Origin of the sequence: Endozoicomonas acroporae (assembly GCF_002864045.1) — a bacterium.
In the GTDB taxonomy this organism is placed as follows: domain Bacteria; phylum Pseudomonadota; class Gammaproteobacteria; order Pseudomonadales; family Endozoicomonadaceae; genus Endozoicomonas; species Endozoicomonas acroporae.
Window position 1 is genome coordinate 1 of sequence record NZ_PJPV01000005.1, and the last position, 24,570, is coordinate 24,570.

Below are 24,570 nucleotides of genomic sequence, written 5' to 3' on the forward strand. Positions count from 1 at the left end.
AGTTGGCCAAATGGAATCGTATATTTCTGGCTAAGTGGACAGTTACTATGCAAGGCACAACGCAGGGAGCATAGCCGTAGCTATGTGACCGGAGTTGTAACGCCGCAGAGTGACTGTTCACTTAGTCAGAAAATATGATTTCATTTGGTTAACTACTTAACCGCTACTGAACTGTCAGCCCCTTCTCTTTCGGATTTCCAAGATCCCGCAGGGTATTTTCCAGCTGTTGCAGCCGCAGAGAGACCTGGCTCTGGAAAGCGCCCAGCTTTTTACTGAGTTCATCCTGGGTTTGCGCAGAGGCTTTTATTTGCTGCTCGACACTCTGTTGTGCAGATAAAGTGCTCTTTAAACCATCAATTTCAGCTTTCAGTGCTTCAACACGGCTAACCATATCCGAATTGGCAACCAACTGCTCAGTGGTCACCGCCTTAATGACCTGGTCCAGCTCATTCAGCTTTGAGACCGCCTGCTCGGAGGACTTTTTAGCCGCATCAAACTGTTTGACAGCAAAGTCGACTTTCTTTGCCCCCTGGTCAATCTTATCTTTATTCTCATTAATCCATTGACGGTTTCTTTTGTTAGCAACATCCCAGAGCTTGCGAATTTCAGAGTTCACTTCTTTAAGTTCTGAGCGGAAGATGGAGTCACTCTGGTTAATGGACTCACCGGTTTGAGAAACCTGCCCGGTCACCAGGCCCAGTTGATCCCGGGTTGCCTGAAGCTCCTGCCGGGTCTCCTTCAGGGCCTTGTGCAGCTCAGTCACCTGCCAGTAACCCCCGGCAGAAACACCGGCCAGAAGCACAAACAGAACACCCGAGACCAGATAGCCCATACCGCTGCTTTTACCGTTGGCTGCGGATTTACTGAAACTTTTTGGCCCGGAGCCTGTGGGACGGTGCCTGGAAGGACGCTGGTCAGCGGTTATGGATAAGTCCTGGTTTGACTGATAAATCTTGTTATCCTCTTGCATACTCACTGCTTTCCATCAAAAACACCGATCAATTTGTGTATTTTTTAGACTCGGACGAAACGGTGTTCCCGGCTCCTGACTGTTCTGAAAAAATGAGGGACCATTGTAGAAGAAAGAAATCCTGCCCCCAACCTTTTTATTCAACGTAAAGGAGTGCGTTGGACTTGAAATTTCTGCGGCAAATCTCAAGATACATTCCACATGGATTCGTAGTAGCCACAATGCTACTATCGCTTTGCGAAAAATCAGGTCTCTGAACGAAACCAATACTATTCCAACCACAGCGGGAGAACACAAATGGCTTTTCAACTGCCTGAGCTGCCCTACGAGCGCAATGCCCTTGAACCACATATCTCCAGGGAAACTCTGGATTACCATTACGGCAAACATCACCACACTTACGTTGTCAAACTGAACGGTCTGGTTGAAGGCACCGAGCTGGAAAACAAGAGCCTGGAAGAGATCATCAAGACGTCTGAAGGCGGCATCTTCAACAACGCTGCCCAGGTATGGAACCACACCTTCTACTGGAACTGCCTGAGCCCCAATGGTGGCGACAAGCCTTCCGGTGAACTGGCAGCAGCTATTGACAAAGCCTTTGGCTCTTATGATGAGTTTGTTGCCAAATTCTCTGACATGGCCGTTAACAACTTTGGTTCCTCCTGGACCTGGCTGGTAAAAAACACCGACGGTTCCCTGGAAATCGTCAACACCAGCAACGCCGGTACACCAATCACTGGCGACCAGAAGCCTCTGCTGACCTGCGACCTGTGGGAGCACGCTTACTACATTGACTACCGTAACGTGCGTCCAGACTACCTGAAAGGCTTCTGGGCCCTGGTGAACTGGGAATTTGTTGCGGCTAACTTTGCGGCTTGATCAGTCAACTGTCAGATACCCAATTAAGTTGGGAAACACACCTGACCAATTGGCAAATAAACCTGTTGAGTTAGGAAATATTTCCGAGACAGGGGTCTATACCGCCTGATAAGAACGCTTATCAGGCGGTATCTAGAATACTTAAAAGAGATAATAGCAACTTTCCTTAATTCCAGATCGTAAAGAAAATATCCTCTTGGGAAAAGCAAGGTCGTTGCACTGGCTCAGACTATATCCCCGGACTTTTCATCACTGAAGCGCCTTCATTACACGGTAACCAGAAACACTCTGTTCCCGGCAATCTTCCTCTTGGCCCTTGACGACGAATCACCTTAATTGTGAAACCCTGATTTTCAATGCCTCCGTACCGGGAATCTGGCCAATCTGAGAATGCTGCAAGGAGCCTGTATTTCCATCCATAGCCTAAGCATTAAGAGCAGAGCAACCTTTGCTTTGCAGGTTTGGATAGAAATAGATAGCAAGCTGGCGCAGAGCAAACTCTGTACTAACCTCAATGAATCTGAAGACCTGCAAAATGGATTTAGTGAATGTTTCATCTATTTTTACGGTTCGCAAGAGTATTGGGATAAGTAATATGCAGACGACAAATTCCACACAAACAGAATCCAGTAAACCCTGGTCGATAAGAAATACTGATTACAGCGACACGGGATTTTTACTGGGCTGTGCTGCGGGTTGTTTCCTGGGGCATTCTGTAGTCGTTTATAGCGGTGCTGGATGCCTTGCTGGCGCAGCCATTAATACGCTCTGCCAAAACGATTATAACGATAAACATTGTAAAGATCTTAAAATTATAATCCTTGGATCAGAAGAGCCTGTCAGCAAAAGATCAAACAGTATTCCTGTTACTAACCAACCGAAGCATTGAACAAAACCGGGGCGCAATTCCACTCACTTTTGGATAGGAGCAATTACCGTGTAGGGCAGTCTATTCTCGGACGCCTTTATGAATCAGGGCTTTTAATGGCTGCCAGATGTTTGTGGTTGCCATCCATTGAATTCTGGTGAACAACCTTCTTTGCCTGGTGCAAAGTGGTCAGGCTTGTTCCTTACTTAGGGATTTGAACAACAATAATCTTGTTCCAGGTTTTGTTTAATGGAATTTTCTCTGCTGATTTTTGTCCTACCCACAATTGAGTCTTAAAGCAGGCGAAGTGATGAACGCGGCAGGTTTTGCATTTAGTTGTCCTATTTGTTTCGAGGACGGCCATATTGGAGGCCCGCCTGGCGGGAATTCGCTGGTCAAAACCTCTTGCCCGGCATCCCACGTTTTCCACCTGAAATGCATCACCGAATGGCTTGAAAGTGATCAGCAGAAGATAAAAAGACTTGATGAACGCCAATGCAGTCAATGCACGGAACGGGCACTGCCATTGCTTCTTTTGGACAGGAGCAACGTTATTGACAACGAATCAGCTTATTGTGAGTCACTGATGTTTAATGTCTGCCGTACCGGAGATCTGGCAACATTGAAGATGTTGCTGCGCGAAGACGAGACCCTGGCAAACCGGACTTACCGTTCGGTGCTCACCGGTCATTCTGAACACCTGTTAGTTGTCACCATCAATTACGGCCATTCTCATTGTGCCCGGGCTTTGATCGACTACGGTGCCGATGTCAATGCCGCTGGTCACAATGGTGAGACGCCCCTGCATGTCGCCATCCGGAGGGGCCGCGCCGAGGTCGTCGACATGTTGATCAGGGCCGGTGCCGATGTCAATGCCGCTGGTCACAATGGTGAGACGCCCCTGCGCATCGCCATCCGGAAGGGCCGCGCCGAGGTCGTCGACATGTTGATCAGGGCCGGGGCGAATATCAATAACGTACTTCGCACCGCTGTCCGGGAGGGCAATGTTCGACTCCTTCGATACCTGATCAGCACCCAACCCAGTCAACCAGCCCTTAATACCGCCCTGCGCGATGCTGCCGAACGGGGGCAGGCGCTGTGCCTTTACATCCTGATCATAGCGGGAGCGAACGACCTTAACGGTGCCCTTTACGCTGCCGCCGAGCGGGGGCATACACAGTGCCTTGATATTCTGATCACAGAGGGAGCAAACGACCTTAACGGTGCACTGTACATTGCTGTTCTGACGGAAAACATCGCGGGCCAGGTTGTTCTGACCCAACAAGGAGCAAATATTGCTACCGTACTGCACACTGCTGCCAGACAAGGTTCCTGGGAATTTTTCAACCTCCTGAACGACCCGACACACATCAATGACACCGATGCAGAAGGTCAAACGCCGCTGCATATCACCGTTGCCAACGGGCATTGCAAATGCGTGGAAAAGCTGCTTGAAACCGGGGGAGTAAATATCAATAGCACTGATAGCCTGGGCTATACGGCTCTCCACCTCGCTGCCCGCAATGGCAACACAGAGATCGTCAACGCCTTGCTGGCCGCTAACAGCATCAAGACCAATGCCCGGAATAAAGATGGCTGGACGGCTCTCCATTTAGCGGCCCGCAGAGGCCACACAGAGACTGTCAAGGCGTTACTGGCTGCTAAAGGCATCAATGTTAATAAGAAGGACCACGATGGCTGGACGGCTCTCCACATGGCTGCCTGGAATGGCCACTCAGAGACCGTCATGGCGTTACTGGCAGCTGACGGTATCCAGATTAATGAGAAAGATCTCGATGGCTGGACGGCTCTCCACCTCGCTGCCAGATACAATCATCCAGAGTCCGTCAAAGCGATACTGCAGGCTCCGGGTATCCACGTCAATGCAACAAATACCAATGGCTGGACGGCTCTCCACCTCGCTGCCAGATACGGCTGTCCAGAGTCCGTTGAAGCGTTACTGGTCGCTTTCGACATCCTGGTCAATGAGATGGATAAAAATGGCGATACGGCTCTGAGCCTGGCTACAAGGTTTGGTCACACCGCCAGTAAGGAACTCCTTATTGAAAATGGGGCAATGAATCCACCGTTCTGCCATCTACTATGAGCGATAAAATTCGGAATTATTAATTAAACGGCTAAGATAGCCTAATCAAAAACGCCTCGTTCAAAATACTGTTTTAAGGAATTTTCTCTAACGATTTTTGTCCTAACCACATCCCTTATTGCACAGAAAGCTTCAACCATGCACAGCGTCAGCGGCAACACCACAGATTTTTCCTTTAATTGCTCTAACTGTATAGGCGACGACAGACATATCAGAGGACAACATGGCGGACATTCACTGGTCAGAGCCTCTTGCCCGGCGTCTCACGTTTTCCACCTGGAATGCATCAGCAAATGGCTGGACAGTGATCAGCAAAAGGTAAAAAGGCTTGATGAACGCCAATGCAGTAAATGCATGCAACCGGTACTGCCATTAACTCGTCTGGACGGTAGCAGAGTCCTTGACGATGAATCGCCCTATTGTGAATCCCCGATGCTTAATGCCTGTCGTACCGGGAATCTGGAAACGCTGAAAATATTGCTGGCCGAAGATGGGACTTTGGCTAACCGGACTTACCGTTCGGCGCTCACCGGTCATCCTGAACACCCGATAGCTGTCGCCATCAATTACGGCCATACAGATTGCGTCCGGGTCCTGGTCGACTGTCATCCTAATGTCAATGCCGTTGGTCACGATGGTGAGACACCTCTGCAAAATAACACCATCCGGCAGCGCCACACCATTGACTTGCAAATGCTGCTGACCGGGGCTGGAGTGAATATCGATAACGTACTGCACGCAGCTGTCCAGAAGGGCAATGCCGAACTCCTTGATTACCTGAACAGCACCCAACCCGGCCAACGTGCCCTTAACAACGCCCTGAATGAAGCCGCCGGGCAGGGACAGACGCAGTGCCTTGAACCCCTGATCAACATGGGAGCAAACGACCTAAACGGTGCCCTGCGCGAAGCCGCCGAGCAAGGAAAAACCCAGTGCCTTACCACCTTGATCAACATGGGAGCAAACGACCTTGACGGCGCCTTGCGCGAAGCCTCCAGATGGGGGAAAACGCAGTGCCTTGAACTATTGATTAGCAAGGGCGCGAAAGATCTTTACGGAGCCTTGTATATTGCAATCCTGACGAAAAATATTGAGGTACGGCGCGTTCTGGTGAGTAAAGGAGCGGATATCACTACCGTACGGAGCACTGATAACAAAGACAATCCTATGAAAAGTTTCATTAGCCGGATCATCTTTAGTTACATCAATACCAACGATGAAGCAGACATAAAACCACTGCATTGCGCCGCTGCCAGGGGCTATACCAAAGGCCTTAAAAAGCTGATTGAAACCAGGGGAGTGGATGTCAATGCCACTGATTACCATGACCATACGGCTCTTCGCATCGCTGCCTGCTGTGGCCACACAGAGACCGTCAAGGCATTACTGGGCATTTCCGGGATCCAGGTCAATATTGAGAATACTTCCGGCGAAACGGCTCTCCACTTTGCTGCCTGGAGTGGCCACACAAAAACCGTCAAGGCATTACTGGCCGCTGACGGCATCAAAGTCAATCTGCAGAATTGCATTGGCTGGGCGGCTCTCCATTTTGCCGCCAAATTCGCCAGTCCAGAAACCATCAAGGCGTTACTGGAAGCTGACGGCATCAATGTCAATGAGAAGGATGACGGAAACTGGACGGCTCTCCACGTAGCTGCCGCATACGGCAATGCAGAGAACGCCAAGATGTTACTGGCTGCTGGCGGCATCAAGATCAATGAGAAGGATGACGAAGGCTGGACGGCTCTCCATTTAGCGGTCTACGACGACGAAACAGAAGTCGTCAGGAGGTTACTGGAAGCTGACGGCATCAAGGTCAATGAGAAGACTAACGATGGCTGGACGCCTCTGCACCAGGCTATCAGATACGCCAGTGCAGAAACTGTCAAGGTGTTACTGGCTGCTGACAGCAGCGGGATCAATGAGAAGAATAACAAAGGCTGGACGGCTCTCCACCTGGCTGTTGGATTCGCCAGTGTAGAAATCGTCAAGATGTTACTGGCAGCTGACGGCATCAAGGTCAATGAGAAGAAAAACGATGGCTGGGCAGCTCTCCACTTAGCTGTCCATAGAGGTGACACGGAGATTATCAAGTTGTTACTGGATGCTGACGGCATCGAAGTCAATGTGAAGACAAACAAAGGCTGGACTGCTCTGCATCAGGCTGCCAACAATGGCAACACAGAGATCGTCAAGATGTTACTGGCTGCTTCAGGTATACAGATCAATGAGCAAACTAACGCAGGCTCGACGGCCCTCGGCCTGGCTACCAATTACGGCTACACCGATTGCGCAAAACGCCTTGCTGAAAGTGGGGCAGTGGATAATCCATCGCCCTGCCCGCTACAGTGAGCAATGAAATAGTGGAACTCCGTTATTGAACACTTAGCGTCCTTTTTCAGTTCCATAAACACAGACTCCACGATAAGGGAGCAGTCATGAATATCCCGCAAAGCAATCGTATTACCAATTACCTGTTTGCCACAGATCATAATGTTGTTTTTCAGGAAAGCACCGGAAACTTACTGCCACCTAATTTAAAACATGAAATGCTGAAAATTTACCAGCAGAGCCCTGCCCGCTTCAGTGAAAATAATCACAGCATTCCCATTAATTTAAGAAATATTGAACTGATCCATGTATTGCCAATTCTGGCTCAAACCGATTACTTTTTTGAGAAACTAAATAGCCATGCCCTGGAGTTCTGTAAAAACATCAACAAAGTTTATTCAATAGATATACAAATGGCCCTCTGGGATACAGGCCCCTTCAAAACATTATCAGATATCGGGAAATTCATGGAATCCATTATTGCCAAGCACAATGTTAGAAGTGATATAACTCATAATGAAAAAATAGCATTCAAATTTGTGCTAACCGGTTTATTAAAAATGGATCATGACTTGGATGTTTACAACTCAATCCGAATATTGAACACATTATCGAAATATTTTCACCCCGACAAAAGTATCAGACACTGTGAACTCTACTCATGCATCTTAAGCAAAGGACCACGACTTGCCATGGTGATATATGATGTGTGGAACTTAAATAATACACCGAAACTCTCACTTCTAAAAAATGAGGTTTTTGGTATGTCTGTTTACCGGTTAATTACATTAATTGCCCAGCTAAATGAAAGTAAAAATGAAATCCCAGGAGTTGCAGATCGATACCAGCTTCGGCAAAAGATACAATTAAGATTAGAAACACTCAAATGCATTAGCCTGAAAGAAACCCTGTTAAAGACACTTATCAAATACAATGAACTAGCAATACTGGAAGCATTGATGAATCGTGAAGACTTCAACATCAATGAACTGCGTATTAGTGGAGAAACACCACTGATCTATGCCATTAAACATAGAAGCCAATGGATTATCGATTTTTTAATAAAAAAGCAAGATGTCAATGCGCTTGGCCTGGAAAAAAAAACACCCCTTCAAATAGCCATTGATTGCTACAGTAAATATCTTGATGAGAATGAATCCGTTGATTATTGCAACCCCTACAAACCCGTCGTTGAATCTTTATTAAATTGTCCTCAACTCGACGTTAATGCTCAGGATTCACTGGGCATGACCGCTTTATGCCATATTGCCATGCTACCAAAAACCGATTCTACATACTTTTCGTTTATCGAGAAGCTGATTGCCAAGGGTGCCAACATTGAAAAAGCTGTTTATGGTTATGGAACAGTGATTAGTTTATTAGGGCAAAGTAAAACATGACCAACTCCAAGGTTAAAGATTATGTGTGATGTCGCCAACCTGTCAGTATGGCAAACCAGAATAAAGAATCCAGATGAACCAGAGGGAGGGGCGCACTGTTCGCACCGAGGTTTGGCGATTTCGCTCTTGATGAACGCCATATACCCTTACGGGTAAGGTTTTTGGGAATCGGCGTCAGGTTCATCTTGATAAAGTCTTTATGCGTATAATCGGGGTAAACTGACCTGGGGAAGCGCTTTTTCCTGATATCCTGCACATAGCGGACGTCAGGGTCACACCAGTAACCACACTCAAGTGCTGCCCTCCTCAGTGTTTCTGCCGGTAGTTTCTGGTGAATTATCTCCTTCATTGCTTCCGGTTGCATGCCAAAAGCGGTGCCGAATAAGTCTGCGGCAATTGCAACCAACTCCCCGGCCAACTGATTCATCTGCTCTGAATTGGTGTAATCCAGTTGGCCAGTGTCGTGGCGAACTCTCAGCCAGTTGATCGCCAGCCCGTAAAAAGTTTTCCCGAGTTCAGAGATTCTGAGCAGTTGCTGACTCTCGGCACTGGTTACATCAACGTGACACCTGGTAACGAAAAGGTCGATGGTGTGTTCATTAAAGGAACGTATATCAGCCCAGTCTCTCATTCCTACGGGGGCTGGTGCGATATTTGGATAATCCTGACGCCACTGGCCCATGTTGCCGGGACAGCGCTGCTTGCTAAAAAAAGGGGTCGGTGACCAGGCTCTGCCTTCAACCGTGTCATGAAACATGGATAATGCATCCGGTGCCTGCAAGTTTTCCCGCCACAGGCGGCCAGCATCTCTGGCAAACAGTCCGAGCCCAGCGAGTGATGCCTCAACACCGAGACCATCAACACCTTCAGTCTCGTAGGGATAATGGTGATAGAGCGCGCTGTTTTCTTCGTCATCAAATACCTGGAGAAAAGCGGAGTTGTCGGGTTCAAACGCAATCATTGCCAGGGTTGACTCAGGAACACCGGCCCGCTGCAACTTACTCAGGGCATCGGTCAGGCGAAAGATTCCCATGGGTTTAAGCAGTGCACTTTCCAGTCCCAGTTCCGCTTTATGCCGGCGAAAAAATTCAAGGTGTGGTTGCTCTCGAATAAAATCTCCCCAGGGCTCTCTGCCACCGGGCAACTGTTTCAGGAACTTATAACGCCGATAACCGTTTGGCGTTGCTGCACAGGGAAAAGCTAGGCTGCGCCCGTAAACCGTTATGTGGCTATTGGCAAAGAACGGTTTTTCCCAGGGTTCAGGAAGCCTGGGAATGTTTTTTTCCGTATGTCTGGCGGCAAATTTTTCAACCACACACAAAAAGGCGGCGCTGCAAGCCCTGGGCGCTGGGATACTGTCAGCCCCGAGTGCAAGACCAATGAGATGCCAGGGATAGTAAGACTCATCAGGTGTATCTGCACTGCCCCGTTTAATAAACATTGACTTCCTGTCGGCCCGTGTTTTGGTCAGATACGCAAGCAGAAAATACTGCATGTCCGGCACCATAACTCTGATCACTTGCGCAAGATATTCAATCGGTAGCTCTGAGCGCTGTACAAGCCTTGTTAATTCCAGCCCTGCTTGGAAATTCCAAAAAATATCGGTGTTACTTGCCAAAAAGCTGATAACACGTTGAAAAAAATGGTTCGTTGATTCCAGAGTGTGGTGGAAATTTGCCTCCTCGCATCTCTCGGGCAAAGGCGAAGCACTGGGAAAGGCAGTCGGAGTGAATGTCAAGGATGGTCGTTGGTAGTAGAGGTGCTTAAATAGGTACAGATACTCACTGAACCAGGTAACACTCAATGGGTGACCAAATGCAATCAGGCTTTGTATGCAGTCGATAAGGCTCTCCCCGGAGGTTAGCTTTAGCAGGCTACTGCGCCGACTTCTGACAAGGTTCTGGTCAGGTGAGATCAGTGGTAAGTCAGATACCTGATACGGGTGTTGATGATACAATCGCATCAAGGGAGTAGCACCACTGTCGTCCTTCATATTCGCCAGATCTCTGGCGGGCAGCAACTGGAACAGGTCATCATAGGCGACCCCATAACGGTTGAGAAAGGTAAAGTGTACTCCTTCACAATAGTCAGGCAGTGCTGTAGCCAGAACGTGCAGTATGTTTGCTCCCTGATTAAATCTTTGATTGAGAATGGCCTGCCAGGAGTCTACCAACGTCTCCTTCAGCAGACCGAACATCTGCTTCTGGCCCAGAATAAAGGCGCACAAAAATAATCGTTCTCGCTGTGCGGCGTCCATGTGCTGCAATTCTTCTTTGATCAGCTGTTGATATCGTGAAGCGTTAACCTCGAGTTGATAAAGATTTGCTATAAAACGTTCTGAGTTGAGATCCGTTATGATGGATTGACTGATATCCTGTTCAGTCCGGGAGTCGCTCAATGTGTTACCCAACACCGCAAAAAGTCCGGTTATCAGATAGTGTGCAGCACATTGGGAAAATAGCAGATTGGGATTGTTGCTTAATGGAAAATAGCTATTATAGAATTCCGGGTTGTTGTTAAAACTGTGAACGGCCTCCTTGATCTCAGCGTGAGTTAAATATTTTTCCACCGTTTGCGTACTGGTAGAATCAGCCATGTAAATCATTCTTACGGCATTTATGTCCAGAAACGCCATCACAGCCTCATCGTCACTGTTGTCCAGCACCTGCCTCAGTAACAATGGAGGAACCCTTGGGTCGAATTTATAGAACCCGAGCTCTTTCACCACACCCACACCCTCATCAGCCAGTACTTGCAACACCGATAGATTGCCAGGATAGACACAATCATGAATCAGGCTTCTGACAACTTCTTGCAAGACCGCCCGCGAGGATTCAGAATTTTCAACGCGTGACAGCTCCTTTTGAAGCCGATCCATCTTTTTCTTAAAATTGGACCTTAAAGGCGCATCCAGCCTGGCCACGGCATTTTGAATGATCGTCAGGCGGTTTTGCTGGTCATGGTCAGCTGTGTGGATACGACGTTTTTTCAAAGGAGGCTCAAGCTGGTGATCAAGACCAGCTTGCTCGATTTTCTTTTTTTGCCATGGTTGTTGAGAGCGCAGTTTCCTATTAGATACGTCTCTAACCTGCCTTGTCTGGATTTGGTCCTGCCTGGCCGGACCTGGATTTATCTGAAGATCTAATCTCTCTGGCTTGACGTTACGACTGGAAACAGGCTTTTTCGATAATTTATTCCATGCTAATGAGCCCACATAGAACGTTGTCTTGACCGGGGTAGCAATGGCATAGAGAGTGTTCCAGAATGCCCAGGAAAAAAAACCACCATTTTTGACGTTTTCCAGATTAAACCCGGGAGGAGGATAAAAAGGGGGCAATGGAGATTCAATTCCATTCATAGGGCGGATCCGTACTTTATCGTTTTAAATAAAGTACTGACAAAAAAGTTATGGTTTAGTTTCATTTCTTAACCCGGATATTAATTAATCCCCCCAAAACAAAGGTACTTGGTTTCCAGGTACTCTTCCAGACCTTCCTGTCCACCTTCCCGACCAAACCCAGACTGTTTAACTCCACCAAAAGGTGCCAGCTCTGAGGAAATAATGCCTTCATTAATGCCCACCATGCCATATTCCAAAGCCTCGGCCACCTGCCAGATACGAGTAATGTCCCGACTGTAAAAATAGGCTGCCAGACCATAAATCGTATCATTGGCCTGATGTATCAGCTGTTCATCAGTGCTGAATCGCACTATTGGGGCAACAGGGCCAAACAGCTCTTCCCGGAGAAAGCTCATGGAATGCTGAACATCGGTCAGAACCGGTAAATGATAACTTTCTGATCATTGGATGATGGGTAAAGATATCACCGACCTTTTCCGGTGAATGATGCACAACAACCTGCAATACATCTTCTGGCATACCCGCCTGTCTGGCCAGTTCATACCATCGGTACAAAAAATGTGAGCGCTCTTTTGCGGGTCGTTTTTGCCAGAGTTTCTGAGCCAGGCGGGACTTCCTGATACATTCGTCAATCTCTGTTTCAGACTGCAAAGGGATATAGCCCACCACCGAGCCATCAGCAGGATTATCGATGGCCAGAGTGAGCTCTCCGGGTTCACACAGAATACTGAGCAATGATTTATTTTTGATGTTATCCATTCGCCAGTACCTCTCTACTTATTATGGCAGGAATAGTTCTTGATCCCTTCAATAGTAAACCAAACGTGCCTCTGAAGCAGTGACAAATACCTTGTTTTAATTGTTTACCATCAATGGAGTTTGAATGTCTTCTAAAAAGCTGCTCAGCATATCGACAACATTTTGCTGCAACGGAAATTTCTCCATCTTGCGTATGCGTTCAACCATCCCTTCAATGGTACCGGGCAAATCTGGATTATCGGTTTTGATAAAGCGTAAGCAGGCGATCAAATCATCAAGAAAATAAGGATCGGTGTGTTTACATCTTTTTATAACATAAACCTGATCCAAAATGTGATAGTTAAACATCCTAATGTCCAGATAAGCATTATATTTGCTGTTCAGCTCACTTGCCCAGGGAATATCTTTGTTCTCAAGAGCTTTTTTCAGGAGTGTATCAACAGCCTTTTGGCTCGTACAACCGCTGCTTGCCAGCCGTTGTTTACAGGCGTTTTTGGCCATAAGATAAATGTAGTAATAACGCGGATCAAGCTTGCTTGCCAGCTTTTCCAACACCCTGTTATTCGCCGTGTCGGTGTCATCACTGGCAAACAAAGGGAAGATCAGTTCAAGCAGAAAAAACTGACGTTCATCTACTGCCTTATTCATCGCCACTTCGAGTTTCCCAAAATCTATCGATGCCTGGTAGTTGGTCTTCAACTGGCCTGCCCACTCTAAACCTTGAGAACCAAGGGTACTGACAGCTTTCGTCATTGCAGCATCGACGGCAGTTTGATCCCAGACACCGTGACTCAGCAGCGTGTTGATAAATATCATATAATTGTCAAAAAGATTGCCATAGTTCCGATCAAAAAGCTTCGAAGAGTGATCCTGCGGTTGCATCGCAACGGTTTTTAAAACTTCACGCAGGATCACCGTACAAGACTTGTTATCTTTATCGTATAAATTCAAGATACGTTGCAACTGATAGCTTTTTTTTGGGGCCTCATAAGATTTAAAGAGTTGTTCCTTCAATTGCGTACTATTAAGAGAGATGCCATATTGCTCTTTCATGGCTTTTGCATAATCGAACCTGCCTATTGAAACAAAGAAGTCAAAAGCCTCTTTCTGCGCGTTTTCATTGAGCATTTTTGATTCAGCCAGTCGGTTGACCACATCCTCCGGATAGCCTTTTGCCTTCAATACTTCCTGCAAAAAATCAGAAACAATCCTTTCAGAGGCATCATCATGGGTCATTAAATCCAGCGCCATCCGAATTTTATTTTCAGCAGAGGGTATTACATACACATGGAAAGATTGTGGCAGTGCCTGCCATAAAACGTCCTTAAATTGAGCGGCACTGAGTGTGATTCCATATCGGCTTTTCAGTTGCCACATTGCGGGAAAGTTATTTCTTCTTACCGCCTCGTCCATAAGCACCCTCACGGCATCCAGGGTCAGGGGGGCAGTATTCACAGGTGTTTCCAGGAATGATGGTTTTGGGTCCTTGGTTTCGGCTTTTTCACTATCCAGAGGAAAATCACGATCCAGCCCGTTTTTCGCCCGATTACCCTCAGATATTATCGTTTTACAGGCAGGACAAGTAGGAACGGACGGCAGGCTCGGATCTCGATCAGACAGATCCCGGCAATGACTATCCCAGTTGTCAGAGCATTCCCCGTGCATCAGGTGCTTACATCCCGATAATATAAATACATATTTATTTCGCCAGGAGTGACTGGGTACTTCATCAGCATGCTGGTAATCAGTAATGGAGTTCAGACATACTGAGCACTCGTGTTTTCTGGCATGACATATCGAGAGGTATGAAACTGACATAATCTACATTCTCAGTTTAGAAGCCAGTATTCTACAGGATGGTTGGGGTTTATCTCCGACGTTGGATTTAGCTTTTTCAAACGTTTGGTTTTGTTTTTCATAAGCCTTATCCCTGAAGTTGAACAGTGCACACATACTGCACAATTATGAAAGCACACAGCTTCTCAGTTGAAAAGTTATCAGACAATGTATTCACGAGCCTAAAAGGTAGACTGTAAAGATGGTACTTCCCTCAAAATAAATATTAGTTTTCTAGTACATGGGACTTAAGGATTTGCCTCGGAATAATTTCCTCTTTTTGCCACGGAGACACGGAGTCACGGAGAAAAGAAAAAATCTTTTCCTCTGTGCCTCCGTGTCTCCGTGGCAAGGTTTTCTCCTCACCAAGCAAATTGGAAATGTGGAAGTTATTTCCAGACAACTCCTAAGTATGGCAGGAACAGCTCATGATTCCTGCCATTTTTAAACCATTACATATCAAAATTTAACCCGGGAGGCTGTCCGAGAATTCTATCAGCTTATCGATGATACATTGCTGCAAGGGAAAATTCTCCATTCTACATATTTGGTCAACAGCCGTTTGAATGGCATTGGGCAAACCAGGATTATCACGTTCGATTAATTGTAAGGGGGCGAACAAATCGGCAAGATAATCAGGTTGGGTGTGTCCTCTTCTTTTTACATAATTGGCCTCTTTCAGAATATGATTTTTAAGTGTCTCAGGGTCCAGACATGCATTATATTTTCTGTTCAGCTCATTAGCCCAGGAAAAATCATTGTTCTCAACAGCTCTTTTAATGAGTGTATTGACAGCCTTCGAACTCCAACAACCGATCCTTTCCAGTTGTTCTTTCAAGGTTTTTTTTGCATCACGATACCCACCAAAATACTGATCGGGTTTGCTTGCCAGACTTTCCAGAGACCCGATAATCGCCACCTCGGCGTCTTTACCATTGGCGAACAGTGGGGTTATCAGTTCAAGCAGGAAAAGTTTGTCTAGATCTACTGCCCTATCCATCGCCACTCTGAGCTTCGCAGGATCCATCTTTGCCTGGTAGTTGGTCTTCAATTCGTAAGCCCATTTTAAGCCTTTGTGAGAAAGAGTACTGACGGCTTTTGTCATCGCGACATCAACAGCCATCTGCTCCCTGACACCATGGCTCAGCAGCGTGTTGATAAACCCCATATAATTGTCAAAAAAATTGCTATGATTCTGACCAAGAAGCTCCGGGGAGTAATCCTGCGGCTGCATTGCAACGGTTTTTAAAATGTCACGCAGGGTCACTATGCAAGGCATGTTATCTTTGTCGTACAGGCTCAAGATGTGTTTCAGATCCCAGGTACTTTTTCCTGATTCATAAGCTTTAACCAGTTCTCCCTTCAATTTCGCACTATTAATAGAGACATCATATTGCTCTTTAATGTCTTCTGCATCATCAAACCTGCCTTTTGAAATAAAGTAATTAAGAGTCTCTTTTAGTGCGTTTTCACTAAGCATTTTTGAGGCTACCAGCAGTTTGACCACCGTCTCCGACTGGTCTCTTTTCAATACTTCCTTCAGAAAATCACAAACAACCCATTTAGAGGCGTCATCATGGGTCATTAAATCCAGTGCCATTCGAATTTTATTATGGGCAGAGGGTGTTACATACCAATGGAAAGATGGTGGTAGTGATTGCCACAAAAGCTCTTTTAATTGAGCTGCACTGAGTGTGATCCCGTAACGGCTTTTCAGTTGCCACATTGCAGAAAAGTTGTTTGCACTTAACGCCTTGTCCATAGAAGGCTTCACGGTATCCAAACTCTGGGGGGGGATTTGCACAGGTGTTTCCAGAAACGAAGGTTTTGGATCCTGAGTTTCGGCTCTATCACAGTGGTCCAAACAAAGAGTACTATAGACCATCCTGTTCTCCGGTTCCTTCTTAACTTCCGTTTTACAGGTAGGACAACAAGTTACTAACGGAAGGCTCGGGTCTCGTTTTGACAGATCCTGGCAATGCTCTTGCCAATTCTGAAAACAATCCATATGCATCAGGTGTTTGCATTTAGCTATGATAAACACATCTTTTTCTTGCCATGAGTGAATGTTTTTTGGTTCACCACGCATTCTGTAAGGTATAACAGTGCTCAGACAAACTGTACAATAGTGTTTATCGGCTTGACATATCGAGTGATATGAAACTGACATAATCTACATCCTCAATACAAGCAGTCAGATTTTAATGTTGTTGACAAGCTATTCCGGATTGATACTGTCGTCTACATTAAGAACAGTGAGGTAAGCAATAAAGTTCCATTTATTTCCAGTCCATTCATCATCCGGAACTCAGCCTGATTAAAATACTTAATCATTGTTCTTAATGACGCTCAAGAATAGTTGAAAATTAGATTATGTGTTTTTTTTTGACCTGTCAGAAAGCTTGTACGACTTTGTTCCACCAGTTTTAAAAACCTTTCGCTCTTTATGTTTATCCAGTTCTGCGACATTGTTATATGAATGTAAGTACCAGTTGTTCAGCTGGTATAAACGTTCGTGACGGATTAGTGGGTATCAACAGGGACTTTGTTGTTATCCCGGTTCTTAGTCAGAAAATACGATTTCATTTGGTTAACTACTCAGGATTTTTTCAGCGGTAAACATACAGAGAATACCGAGCTGATATAAGTCTTCCTGATTTTGCGGTGCGATGAATACCCTTTGATCATCCATAACAACTTGATCAATCACCGGTTGTTCATCATTCTCTGGTAATCGGTCCCTGCCATTTATCAAACACCGGTAGTGACGTGTTCTTACATCTCTGTCCTCAACATAAAACACTTTGGCCACAATCCTGTACCTTTGGATAACGTCTTCTGGCGGAAGAGAGGCGTCAGGGCTGGCTTTTCTGCAGGTTATCTGAAAATCCTGCGTAACATCATGGGCTAATTTTTCCGCAAATTTTGCCCGGTCACATGGATCGGAGAGCATCTTTAGCTGAACCGTGATCACCTCCGGAACATCTTCCACCAATAGTACCTGCCGCTCTTGCAGAACATCCCACAGGAGGTCTCCTGTGCCCGTCTCTTTTGCCCTGGAAAGGGGGTCCGGGAGGTTATTGATTGCATGCCTGAAATTATTACAATCGATGGTTATTTTCTGGCGCTCATTGTCAGGTATACCTTTCAGGGAAAGCGCATCATCCAGCAGCATTTGAATGGATAAATCATCTCTTTCAGCCTGCTCAGGAGACACCGAGACGGAATAAATCAACGTGTCAGGTTGAACTATATCTTCTATATGAGAGACTCCGGAGATGTTCACGGGAGTTGTCCGTGGGTCATCAGTGATCATTAATATATCGGAATCTCTCATAATCTGCCGTTCGGTTAAAACCCTGAATGCACACTTTTTCAGCTGCTCTGCGGGGATAACCAATTCTAATAGTGGTGCTAAAAACTCGGCTGAATCCTGGGGTGGTAATTTGTTCAGGGGTAAAACAGGTAGTTCATTATCCTGATCAAGTTCTTGAGAGAACAAACTCTCTGCGTGTTTTTTGTTTTCTGCCTGCCGCAGGAGTCGGGTAGTTATATAATCCACATAATTTTCATGAAAATTTTCAAAGCCCATGAAAGTATTATCAGAAGCACAAGCGGAGCATAACGTTAACAACAGCTCATAGGTTTTTTGCATTTTCGAGTACTGTTTTTTTAAATACTGGTTTTCCATAGAGACCAGACACTTTCTGAGCGCGTCAGTTAAAAGCTGTTTTTTTACTTTTATGTCTGACGCATTTTTGATCAATGTCAGGCATACTTCAGGAGTGAGTTTTTTCAGAGGAATTGCTTTTTTTCCAGGACCCGGGGATATATAGTGATCCAGCGCAGTATCGCGGGTACCCCCAACCGCCTGTGGATGCAAGGGAGCTGCAAGTAAATGACTATAGTGTGAAACCAGAATTTGCCAGATCGAAACGGCTGCAAAGCAGGTATTGCCAAAGTTTGTAAATCCTTCCATAGAGTTGACTGACGAGAGGAGCGCGCCCAGCGGACGATGAGTGAACAACTTAAGAAGCCGTTGTTGTTCTTTTCTCCCGGCCATTTCCTGCATAACTTGTGCATCAAAGCCAAGGATTGTTTCTATCGCCTTTACTTCGTTTTTCAGTGCCCATAACACAGGAAGGTATGCTAACGTTGCTGAGGTTGGAGCGAGTAGCCTGGTCAGGGTTTTGGGAATAACATCATAGTGATACCAAGGTATGGCGCTGTATTGCGAAGGATGAGTCATGGTTCTTTTCATGTATGTGCCAGGATCTAAAATCTGACAGAACGATTCTTCACCAAACCTTTGGTAATATTTCTTTAACATCTGCTGTATCCCATTATTCAGATTACCCAGATGTCCAGGATTTACGTATGGCATTGATCCTTTATAGCGATGAAGTGTCTTTAACGTTGTGTAGATTATCTCCTGGATAATGGAGCGCAATGCTCTGGGGCAATAATTCCAGTATTTTTGGGGGTTTTCATCAATCGCCTGAATTTTTACACTCATATAATTAAGCCACTCTTCATCTTCTTCCCCTTGATCCAGGTCAGCGAAGCATCTGATCAATGAATGTGTAAATTTTTCCCATACGCCTTCTCCTTTTATGATGGCCTCAAGGCTATTTATTATTTTCAGGCTGCCGATTTCCAGTTCCTTTTCAGGCTGTGATTTTTTGTCTTTGGTTATTCGGGATTTTCCTGTTGTTCCCGGCTGATCATTAAGCCTTACTTGTTCAATAGATATATCTACAGGAAGGGGGGATATATCTTTCTGCTGAGGTCGTGATGACGGTATTCGTACCCCACATACCATTTGGTTACTGGTTGAGCGCTGGCAAAGTCTTGCATGAAGAGTCTCTTTTATCTCTTTTAGATTGAGCAGGCTGCTTGTTTTTCTTACACAACATTCCTCATTACTCCGCTTCAATGCCCGCTTCGGATAGAATGCAGTGGTCGTTTTATCGTCAGACTTTTGTTCAGGTAGCAGGGGTTCATGTGAACCGGAGGCAGCGTAAGTGCATTCAGGTGAAATTTGGGAATCCATATTACAGTTCTTTGTTCAAGTTTGACCCCCATAGTGTAGTTCTGTAATTAAGCTCTATAGATATAACAGCTTGTTGTAAGTAATGTGAAATTTATTGGCAGGAAAAAGCGGATAGGGGCGGCAGTGTGATTTATGCCCACCCTCTGGTTTTTAAAATAGCCGTCTGGATAACCACTATTTTAACCATCAAGGACAGGCACTTTCAGACTCACTCGGATTTTTAAACAGACAAAAGTACTATCAGATAATTATTTCTCAACGAAAGCCCTTTCAATCACATAATCAGCCACATCTCCGGTATGCGCCGATGCAGTAAAGCCAAGGTTATCGAGAATATCACAGGTATCATTGAGCATGGCCTGACTGCCACAAATCATGGCTTTATCGGTTTGTGGGTTCAGTGGTGGCAGGTCCAGGTCATTGCACAACCGACCACTGGTAATCAGATCTGTCAGTCGACCGGTATTTCTGAAAAGCTCGCGGGTAACGGTGGGGTAGTAGACCAGCTTCTGACGAATCTCTTCTCCCAGGTATTCATGGTGGGGCAATTCATCCAGCAGGTAGTCATGATAAGCCAGTTCACTGACGTAACGAACGCCATGAACAAGTATGACCTTCTCAAACCGCTCATAGGTTTCAGGATCTTTGATAATGCTCATAAACGGCGCAAGACCTGTACCGGTGGCAAACAGGAACAGATTCTGGGCCGGCTTCAAATCACCCACCACCAGGGTACCCACCGGCTTGCGACTGACCAGCACGGAATCCCCCGGCTGTAAATGCTGAAGTCTGGAAGTCAGAGGCCCATCAGGCACCTTGATACTGAGGAACTCCAGGTGCTCCTCATAGTTAGCACTGGCGATACTGTATGCCCGCATCAACGGCTTCCCATCCACTTCAAGGCCCAGCATGACAAAATGACCATTATGAAATTTGAGCGATGAGTCACGGGTGGTGGTGAAGCTGAACAAAGTATCATTCCAATGCTTCACGGTTAACACGGTTTCTTGATTAAATGCTGACATACTTTGCTTCTTTTTCGTTGTTTGCGTCCTTACCAAAGATGACTTCGGAATCCATATCCGACGGTGGAGCAAGGTCCTTTTTATCAGCGACCTTAAAAACCAGAGGTAACTTTAGCAAAATTCGGGAAAAAATGCTGGCCTCATTCTCTGCCAACAGGAAATGAGTCTGAATGAATAACAAACAAAAAAAAAGGAGAACCGCAAAAGCAGATCTCCCTCATACAAACCGGTATAAAAACTTAAGCCAGAGCAGCTTTCGCCTTTTCCACCAGCTGGCCAAAAATCGCCTTGTCGTGAACGGCCAGATCAGCCAGAACCTTACGGTCGATTTCGATAGCCGCTTTCTTCATACCAGCGATGAAACGGCTGTAGGACAGGCCATTCATGCGAGCACCGGCATTGATACGGGCAATCCACAGAGCGCGGAACTGACGCTTACGCTGACGACGGTCGCGGTAAGCATACTGACCAGCTTTGGTAACTGCCTGCTTGGCTACGCGGAATACACGTGAACGTGCACCGTAATAACCTTTAGCCTGCTTCAGAACTTTCTTGTGACGACGGCGCGCAATGACGCCACGCTTAACACGTGCCATGAGTTATCTCTCCTGTAAAATGATCAAAAAAGCGATTAGTCGCGCAGCATACGCTTAACGAGACCCTGATCGGCCGGAGATACCAGTGAGGTACCACGCAGCTGACGCTTACGCTTGGTGGTCATCTTGGTCAGGATGTGACTCTTGAAGGCACCTTTACGCTTGTAACCGGAAGCGGTTTTCTTGAAACGCTTCGCGGCTCCACTGTTGGTTTTCATCTTTGGCATGAAAAACACTCCGCATTCGCGACCACTGATCTGCGAAACCAGCGTCGGGACAATTAAAAATACTGCCGCCAAAAGCCGAAGCCATCAACCGGCACGAAGCACTAAAAAAAACGGCCAGACCCGATACCCTCAACGGACACCAAACCCAAACGCCGTTTTTTTAATTACTTCTTCTTTTTAGGGGCAATCACCATGATCAGTTGACGGCCTTCCATTTTCGGATGCTGTTCAACGGTTCCGATTTCTTCCAGGTCTTTTTCAACCCGTTTCATCAGTTCCATGCCCAGCTCCTGGTGAGCCATCTCACGACCACGAAAACGAAGGGAGACCTTCGCCTTGTTGCCCTCGGTAAGGAAACGTATCAGGTTGCGCAGTTTTACCTGATAATCCCCTTCTTCGGTACCCGGGCGAAACTTGATTTCTTTCACCTGGATCAAAGTCTGCTTTTTCTTGGCCGCAGCCTTCTGCTTTTTCGATTCGTACTGGTGCTTACCATAATCCAGGATCTTACAGACCGGCGGCTCACTGGTCGCATTGATCTCAACCAGATCCAGCCCCGCTTCCACAGCCATGCTTAACGCATCTTGTATATCAACTACACCGACCTGTTCTCCGTCGGCCCCAATGAGGCGGACCTCTTTTGCACGGATATTTTCATTAATCGGAGCCTTTACTGGGCGACGATCACGGAAGCTGTTGCGTCTGATGGTTGTATCTCCTGTGTAAGCAGCATAGTAAGTCCCGCGAAGCCTCTTGGACTAAAGAGTTGCCAGACCATCAGGCAACCCGGAACAGTTTTCTCGAAGTGCATCGGAAAGCGGCATAACCACTCAGCCAGTGCGACCACGCTTGAGGACATCTGCCTGCAAGCGTTCCCGGAACGCTTCGATGGACATTACGCCCAGATCTTCACCAGTGCGGGTACGGACCGCCACGGTATTATCTTCCATTTCCTTATCACCGATCACCAGCAGATAAGGAACCTTCATTAAGGTATGCTCGCGGATTTTAAAGCCGATTTTCTCGTTTCTCAAGTCCGCTTTTGCCCTGATACCCTGTTCAGAGAGGTTTTTTTCCAATTTTCTGGCGTAATCGGCCTGACGATCAGTGATATTGAGGATAGCAGCCTGCATGGGAGCCAACCAAACCGGCATGGCACCTTCATAATGCTCGATCAGAATACCGATAAAGCGCTCGAAGGATCCCAGGGTTGCGCGGTGCAGCATAACCGGCGTTTTGCGCTCTCCGTGTTCGTCCACATATTCCGCACCCAGTCGCCCCGGCATGGAGAAATCCACCTGAATAGTGCCACATTGCCACACCCGGCCAATACAGTCTTTCAGGGAAAATTCGATCTTCGGTCCGTAGAAAGCACCTTCACCGGGCAGTTCGTCCCATGGCAGCTGCTGGGCATCCAGGGCTTCAGCCAGGGCTTTTTCGGCTTTATCCCAGATTTCGTCGGAACCTACGCGCTTTTCAGGGCGGGTAGACAGCTTGTAAATCAGGTTTTCACGGGCAAAACCGAAGTCGTCGTAAACGCTGTGCAGGAAGTCGATGAACTCACAGACTTCTGACTGAATCTGGTCTTCCGTGGCAAAAATATGGGCATCGTCCTGGACAAAGCCACGCACACGCATCAGGCCGTGCAGGGAACCGGAGGGTTCGTTACGGTGGCAGGAACCAAATTCTGCCAGTCGCAACGGCAGGTCACGGTAGCTCTTCAGGCCCTGGTTAAAGACCTGCACGTGACAGGGACAGTTCATGGGCTTAATGGCCATGTCCTTGTTTTCAGAGCTGGTGGTAAACATGCCATCGGCGTATTTATCCCAGTGACCGGACTTCTCCCACAGGCTGCGGTCCACCAGCTGAGGGGTCTTGATCTCTTCATAACCGGCCAGGCGCTGTTTGTTGCGCATGTACTGTTCCAGTTCCTGGTAGATCACCCAGCCGTTAGGGTGCCAGAACACCATTCCCGGCGCTTCTTCCTGCATGTGGAACAGGTCGAGCTTCTTGGCCAGTTTGCGGTGGTCGCGTTTTTCCGCTTCTTCCAGACGGTGCAGGTAGGCCTTCAGGGCTTTCTTGTCTTCCCAGGCAGTACCGTAGACGCGGGTCAGCATTTCATTATTGGAATCACCGCGCCAGTAGGCACCGGCGACCCGCATCAGTTTGAACGCTTTCAACTTACCGGTGGAAGGCACGTGTGGACCACGACAGAGGTCCATCCACTCACCCTGGCGGTAGACAGAGATCTCTTCGCTGGCGGGCAGGTCGTTGATAATCTCAACCTTGTACTCTTCGCCCATGGCTTTAAAGGCGCTGACGGCTTCTTCACGGCTCATCACCACACGCTCGATAGCGAGATCCTGTTTGGCCAGCTCTTCCATGCGTTTTTCAATTTTGGACAAATCGTCCATATTGAAAGCGCGCTCGTAGGAGAAGTCGTAGTAGAAGCCGTTTTCAATCACTGGCCCAATGGTCACCTGGGCACCGGGAAACAGGTCCTGCACCGCCATCGCCAGCAGGTGCGCGGTAGAGTGACGAATAACATCCACACCCTCTTGGTCACGGGTGGTAATGATGGATAAATCAGAATCTTCGGCAATTTTGGCGCTGGCATCCACCAGTTCACCATTGACGCGGCCGGCGAGGGTCGCCTTGGCCAGCCCCGGACCGATGTCCTGGGCGACTTCCATTACGGATACTGCATCAGCAAACTCACGTTTGCTGCCATCGGGAAGCGTAATAACAGGCATGAAGGAGTCCTTACATTGTAATCACTATACAGTGGCAACCGGTACCGGAGGCTGCTTGTTCTATTGCTCGTGCCAACCCATACGCAGGGCTGAGAGCCAAAAACCAGTGGCAATCCATACCAGGGATTGCATGAATTTTCTCAACGTTCATCAGGAACTGTTGGTTGATAAAACCGGGGGAGAAAATTGCAGGTCCAGGAGCCTGTCGGACTTAAGACTGTCCTACTGCGGTTGCGATAAATTGGTCTAAAAATTCCTGCTTCTTCGTCAAATAGCCCCGCTATTCTCCTCAGAAGCAGAAATTTTTATCCTCAATTTCTCGCAATCCTCGCTACGGACGCTTAAGTCCGACAGGCTCCTAGCGTTATATCATTGTAGTGAATACACGAATATGTCAATAAAAGA

At 46.9% G+C, this 24,570-nt stretch carries 16 protein-coding genes and 1 pseudogene; 5 read left to right on the forward strand and 12 right to left on the reverse strand.

The genetic code is table 11. The features are described from left to right. Nucleotides 1–163: 163 nt before the first annotated feature. A complete protein-coding gene (locus CX664_RS00865; protein WP_101744888.1) occupies nucleotides 164–970 on the reverse strand; it encodes a hypothetical protein in 807 nt (268 codons plus the stop codon). A gap of 297 nt (nucleotides 971–1,267) precedes the next feature. Here CX664_RS00865 and sodB point away from each other — a divergent pair, with 297 nt between their 5' ends. The 5 genes from sodB (at nucleotide 1,268) to CX664_RS00890 (ending at nucleotide 8,555) form a co-directional block, all read left to right on the forward strand. Then, the gene (sodB, locus tag CX664_RS00870) at nucleotides 1,268–1,849 is read left to right on the forward strand and encodes a superoxide dismutase [Fe] (RefSeq protein WP_101744889.1); all 582 of its coding nucleotides are present in this window, start codon (nucleotides 1,268–1,270) and stop codon (nucleotides 1,847–1,849) included. A gap of 535 nt (nucleotides 1,850–2,384) precedes the next feature. Beyond that, nucleotides 2,385–2,738 (forward strand): hypothetical protein, encoded by a 354-nt coding sequence (locus tag CX664_RS25470; RefSeq protein WP_145999739.1) that lies wholly within the window; start codon nucleotides 2,385–2,387, stop codon nucleotides 2,736–2,738. A gap of 289 nt (nucleotides 2,739–3,027) precedes the next feature. Continuing rightward, the gene (locus CX664_RS00880; protein ID WP_101744891.1) at nucleotides 3,028–4,824 is read left to right on the forward strand and encodes an ankyrin repeat domain-containing protein; all 1,797 of its coding nucleotides are present in this window, start codon (nucleotides 3,028–3,030) and stop codon (nucleotides 4,822–4,824) included. 138 nt (nucleotides 4,825–4,962) lie between these two features. Continuing rightward, nucleotides 4,963–7,176 (forward strand): ankyrin repeat domain-containing protein, encoded by a 2,214-nt coding sequence (locus tag CX664_RS00885; protein WP_101744892.1) that lies wholly within the window; start codon nucleotides 4,963–4,965, stop codon nucleotides 7,174–7,176. A gap of 86 nt (nucleotides 7,177–7,262) precedes the next feature. Beyond that, nucleotides 7,263–8,555, forward strand: a complete 1,293-nt coding sequence (locus CX664_RS00890; protein ID WP_101744893.1) for an ankyrin repeat domain-containing protein — start codon at nucleotides 7,263–7,265, stop codon at nucleotides 8,553–8,555. Nucleotides 8,556–8,574: 19 nt separating this feature from the next. Here the strand turns inward: CX664_RS00890 and CX664_RS00895 are convergent, their stop codons facing one another. The 11 genes and pseudogenes from CX664_RS00895 to thrS form a co-directional block, all read right to left on the reverse strand. After that, a complete protein-coding gene (locus CX664_RS00895; RefSeq protein ID WP_101744894.1) occupies nucleotides 8,575–11,913 on the reverse strand; it encodes a hypothetical protein in 3,339 nt (1,112 codons plus the stop codon). An 80-nt stretch (nucleotides 11,914–11,993) separates the two neighbouring features. Next, a pseudogene (locus CX664_RS26910) lies at nucleotides 11,994–12,335 on the reverse strand (aldehyde dehydrogenase family protein); the annotation flags it as partial. Then, nucleotides 12,250–12,675, reverse strand: a complete 426-nt coding sequence (locus CX664_RS26915) for an aldehyde dehydrogenase family protein (RefSeq protein ID WP_206679382.1) — start codon at nucleotides 12,673–12,675, stop codon at nucleotides 12,250–12,252. The pseudogene CX664_RS26910 and the gene CX664_RS26915, both read right to left, overlap by 86 nt. Before the next feature lie 96 nt (nucleotides 12,676–12,771). Beyond that, nucleotides 12,772–14,340 (reverse strand): hypothetical protein, encoded by a 1,569-nt coding sequence (locus CX664_RS00905; protein WP_145999740.1) that lies wholly within the window; start codon nucleotides 14,338–14,340, stop codon nucleotides 12,772–12,774. Nucleotides 14,341–14,977: 637 nt separating this feature from the next. After that, nucleotides 14,978–16,273, reverse strand: a complete 1,296-nt coding sequence (locus CX664_RS00910; RefSeq protein ID WP_180966341.1) for a hypothetical protein — start codon at nucleotides 16,271–16,273, stop codon at nucleotides 14,978–14,980. A gap of 828 nt (nucleotides 16,274–17,101) precedes the next feature. Continuing rightward, on the reverse strand, nucleotides 17,102–19,564 hold the full coding sequence (locus CX664_RS00915; protein WP_101744897.1) for a hypothetical protein: 2,463 nt from the start codon (nucleotides 19,562–19,564) through the stop codon (nucleotides 17,102–17,104). 248 nt (nucleotides 19,565–19,812) lie between these two features. After that, entirely contained in the window at nucleotides 19,813–20,589 is a 777-nt protein-coding gene (locus tag CX664_RS00920) for a ferredoxin--NADP reductase (protein WP_101744898.1), read from the reverse strand. Nucleotides 20,590–20,828: 239 nt separating this feature from the next. Further along, the gene (gene rplT, locus CX664_RS00930; RefSeq protein WP_066018014.1) at nucleotides 20,829–21,185 is read right to left on the reverse strand and encodes a 50S ribosomal protein L20; all 357 of its coding nucleotides are present in this window, start codon (nucleotides 21,183–21,185) and stop codon (nucleotides 20,829–20,831) included. Nucleotides 21,186–21,220: 35 nt separating this feature from the next. Continuing rightward, on the reverse strand, nucleotides 21,221–21,412 hold the full coding sequence (gene rpmI, locus CX664_RS00935) for a 50S ribosomal protein L35 (RefSeq protein ID WP_066018013.1): 192 nt from the start codon (nucleotides 21,410–21,412) through the stop codon (nucleotides 21,221–21,223). Nucleotides 21,413–21,576: 164 nt separating this feature from the next. After that, entirely contained in the window at nucleotides 21,577–22,119 is a 543-nt protein-coding gene (gene infC / locus CX664_RS00940) for a translation initiation factor IF-3 (RefSeq protein WP_101744900.1), read from the reverse strand. 123 nt (nucleotides 22,120–22,242) lie between these two features. Continuing rightward, on the reverse strand, nucleotides 22,243–24,165 hold the full coding sequence (thrS, locus tag CX664_RS00945) for a threonine--tRNA ligase (RefSeq protein WP_101744901.1): 1,923 nt from the start codon (nucleotides 24,163–24,165) through the stop codon (nucleotides 22,243–22,245). Nucleotides 24,166–24,570 lie beyond the last annotated feature (405 nt).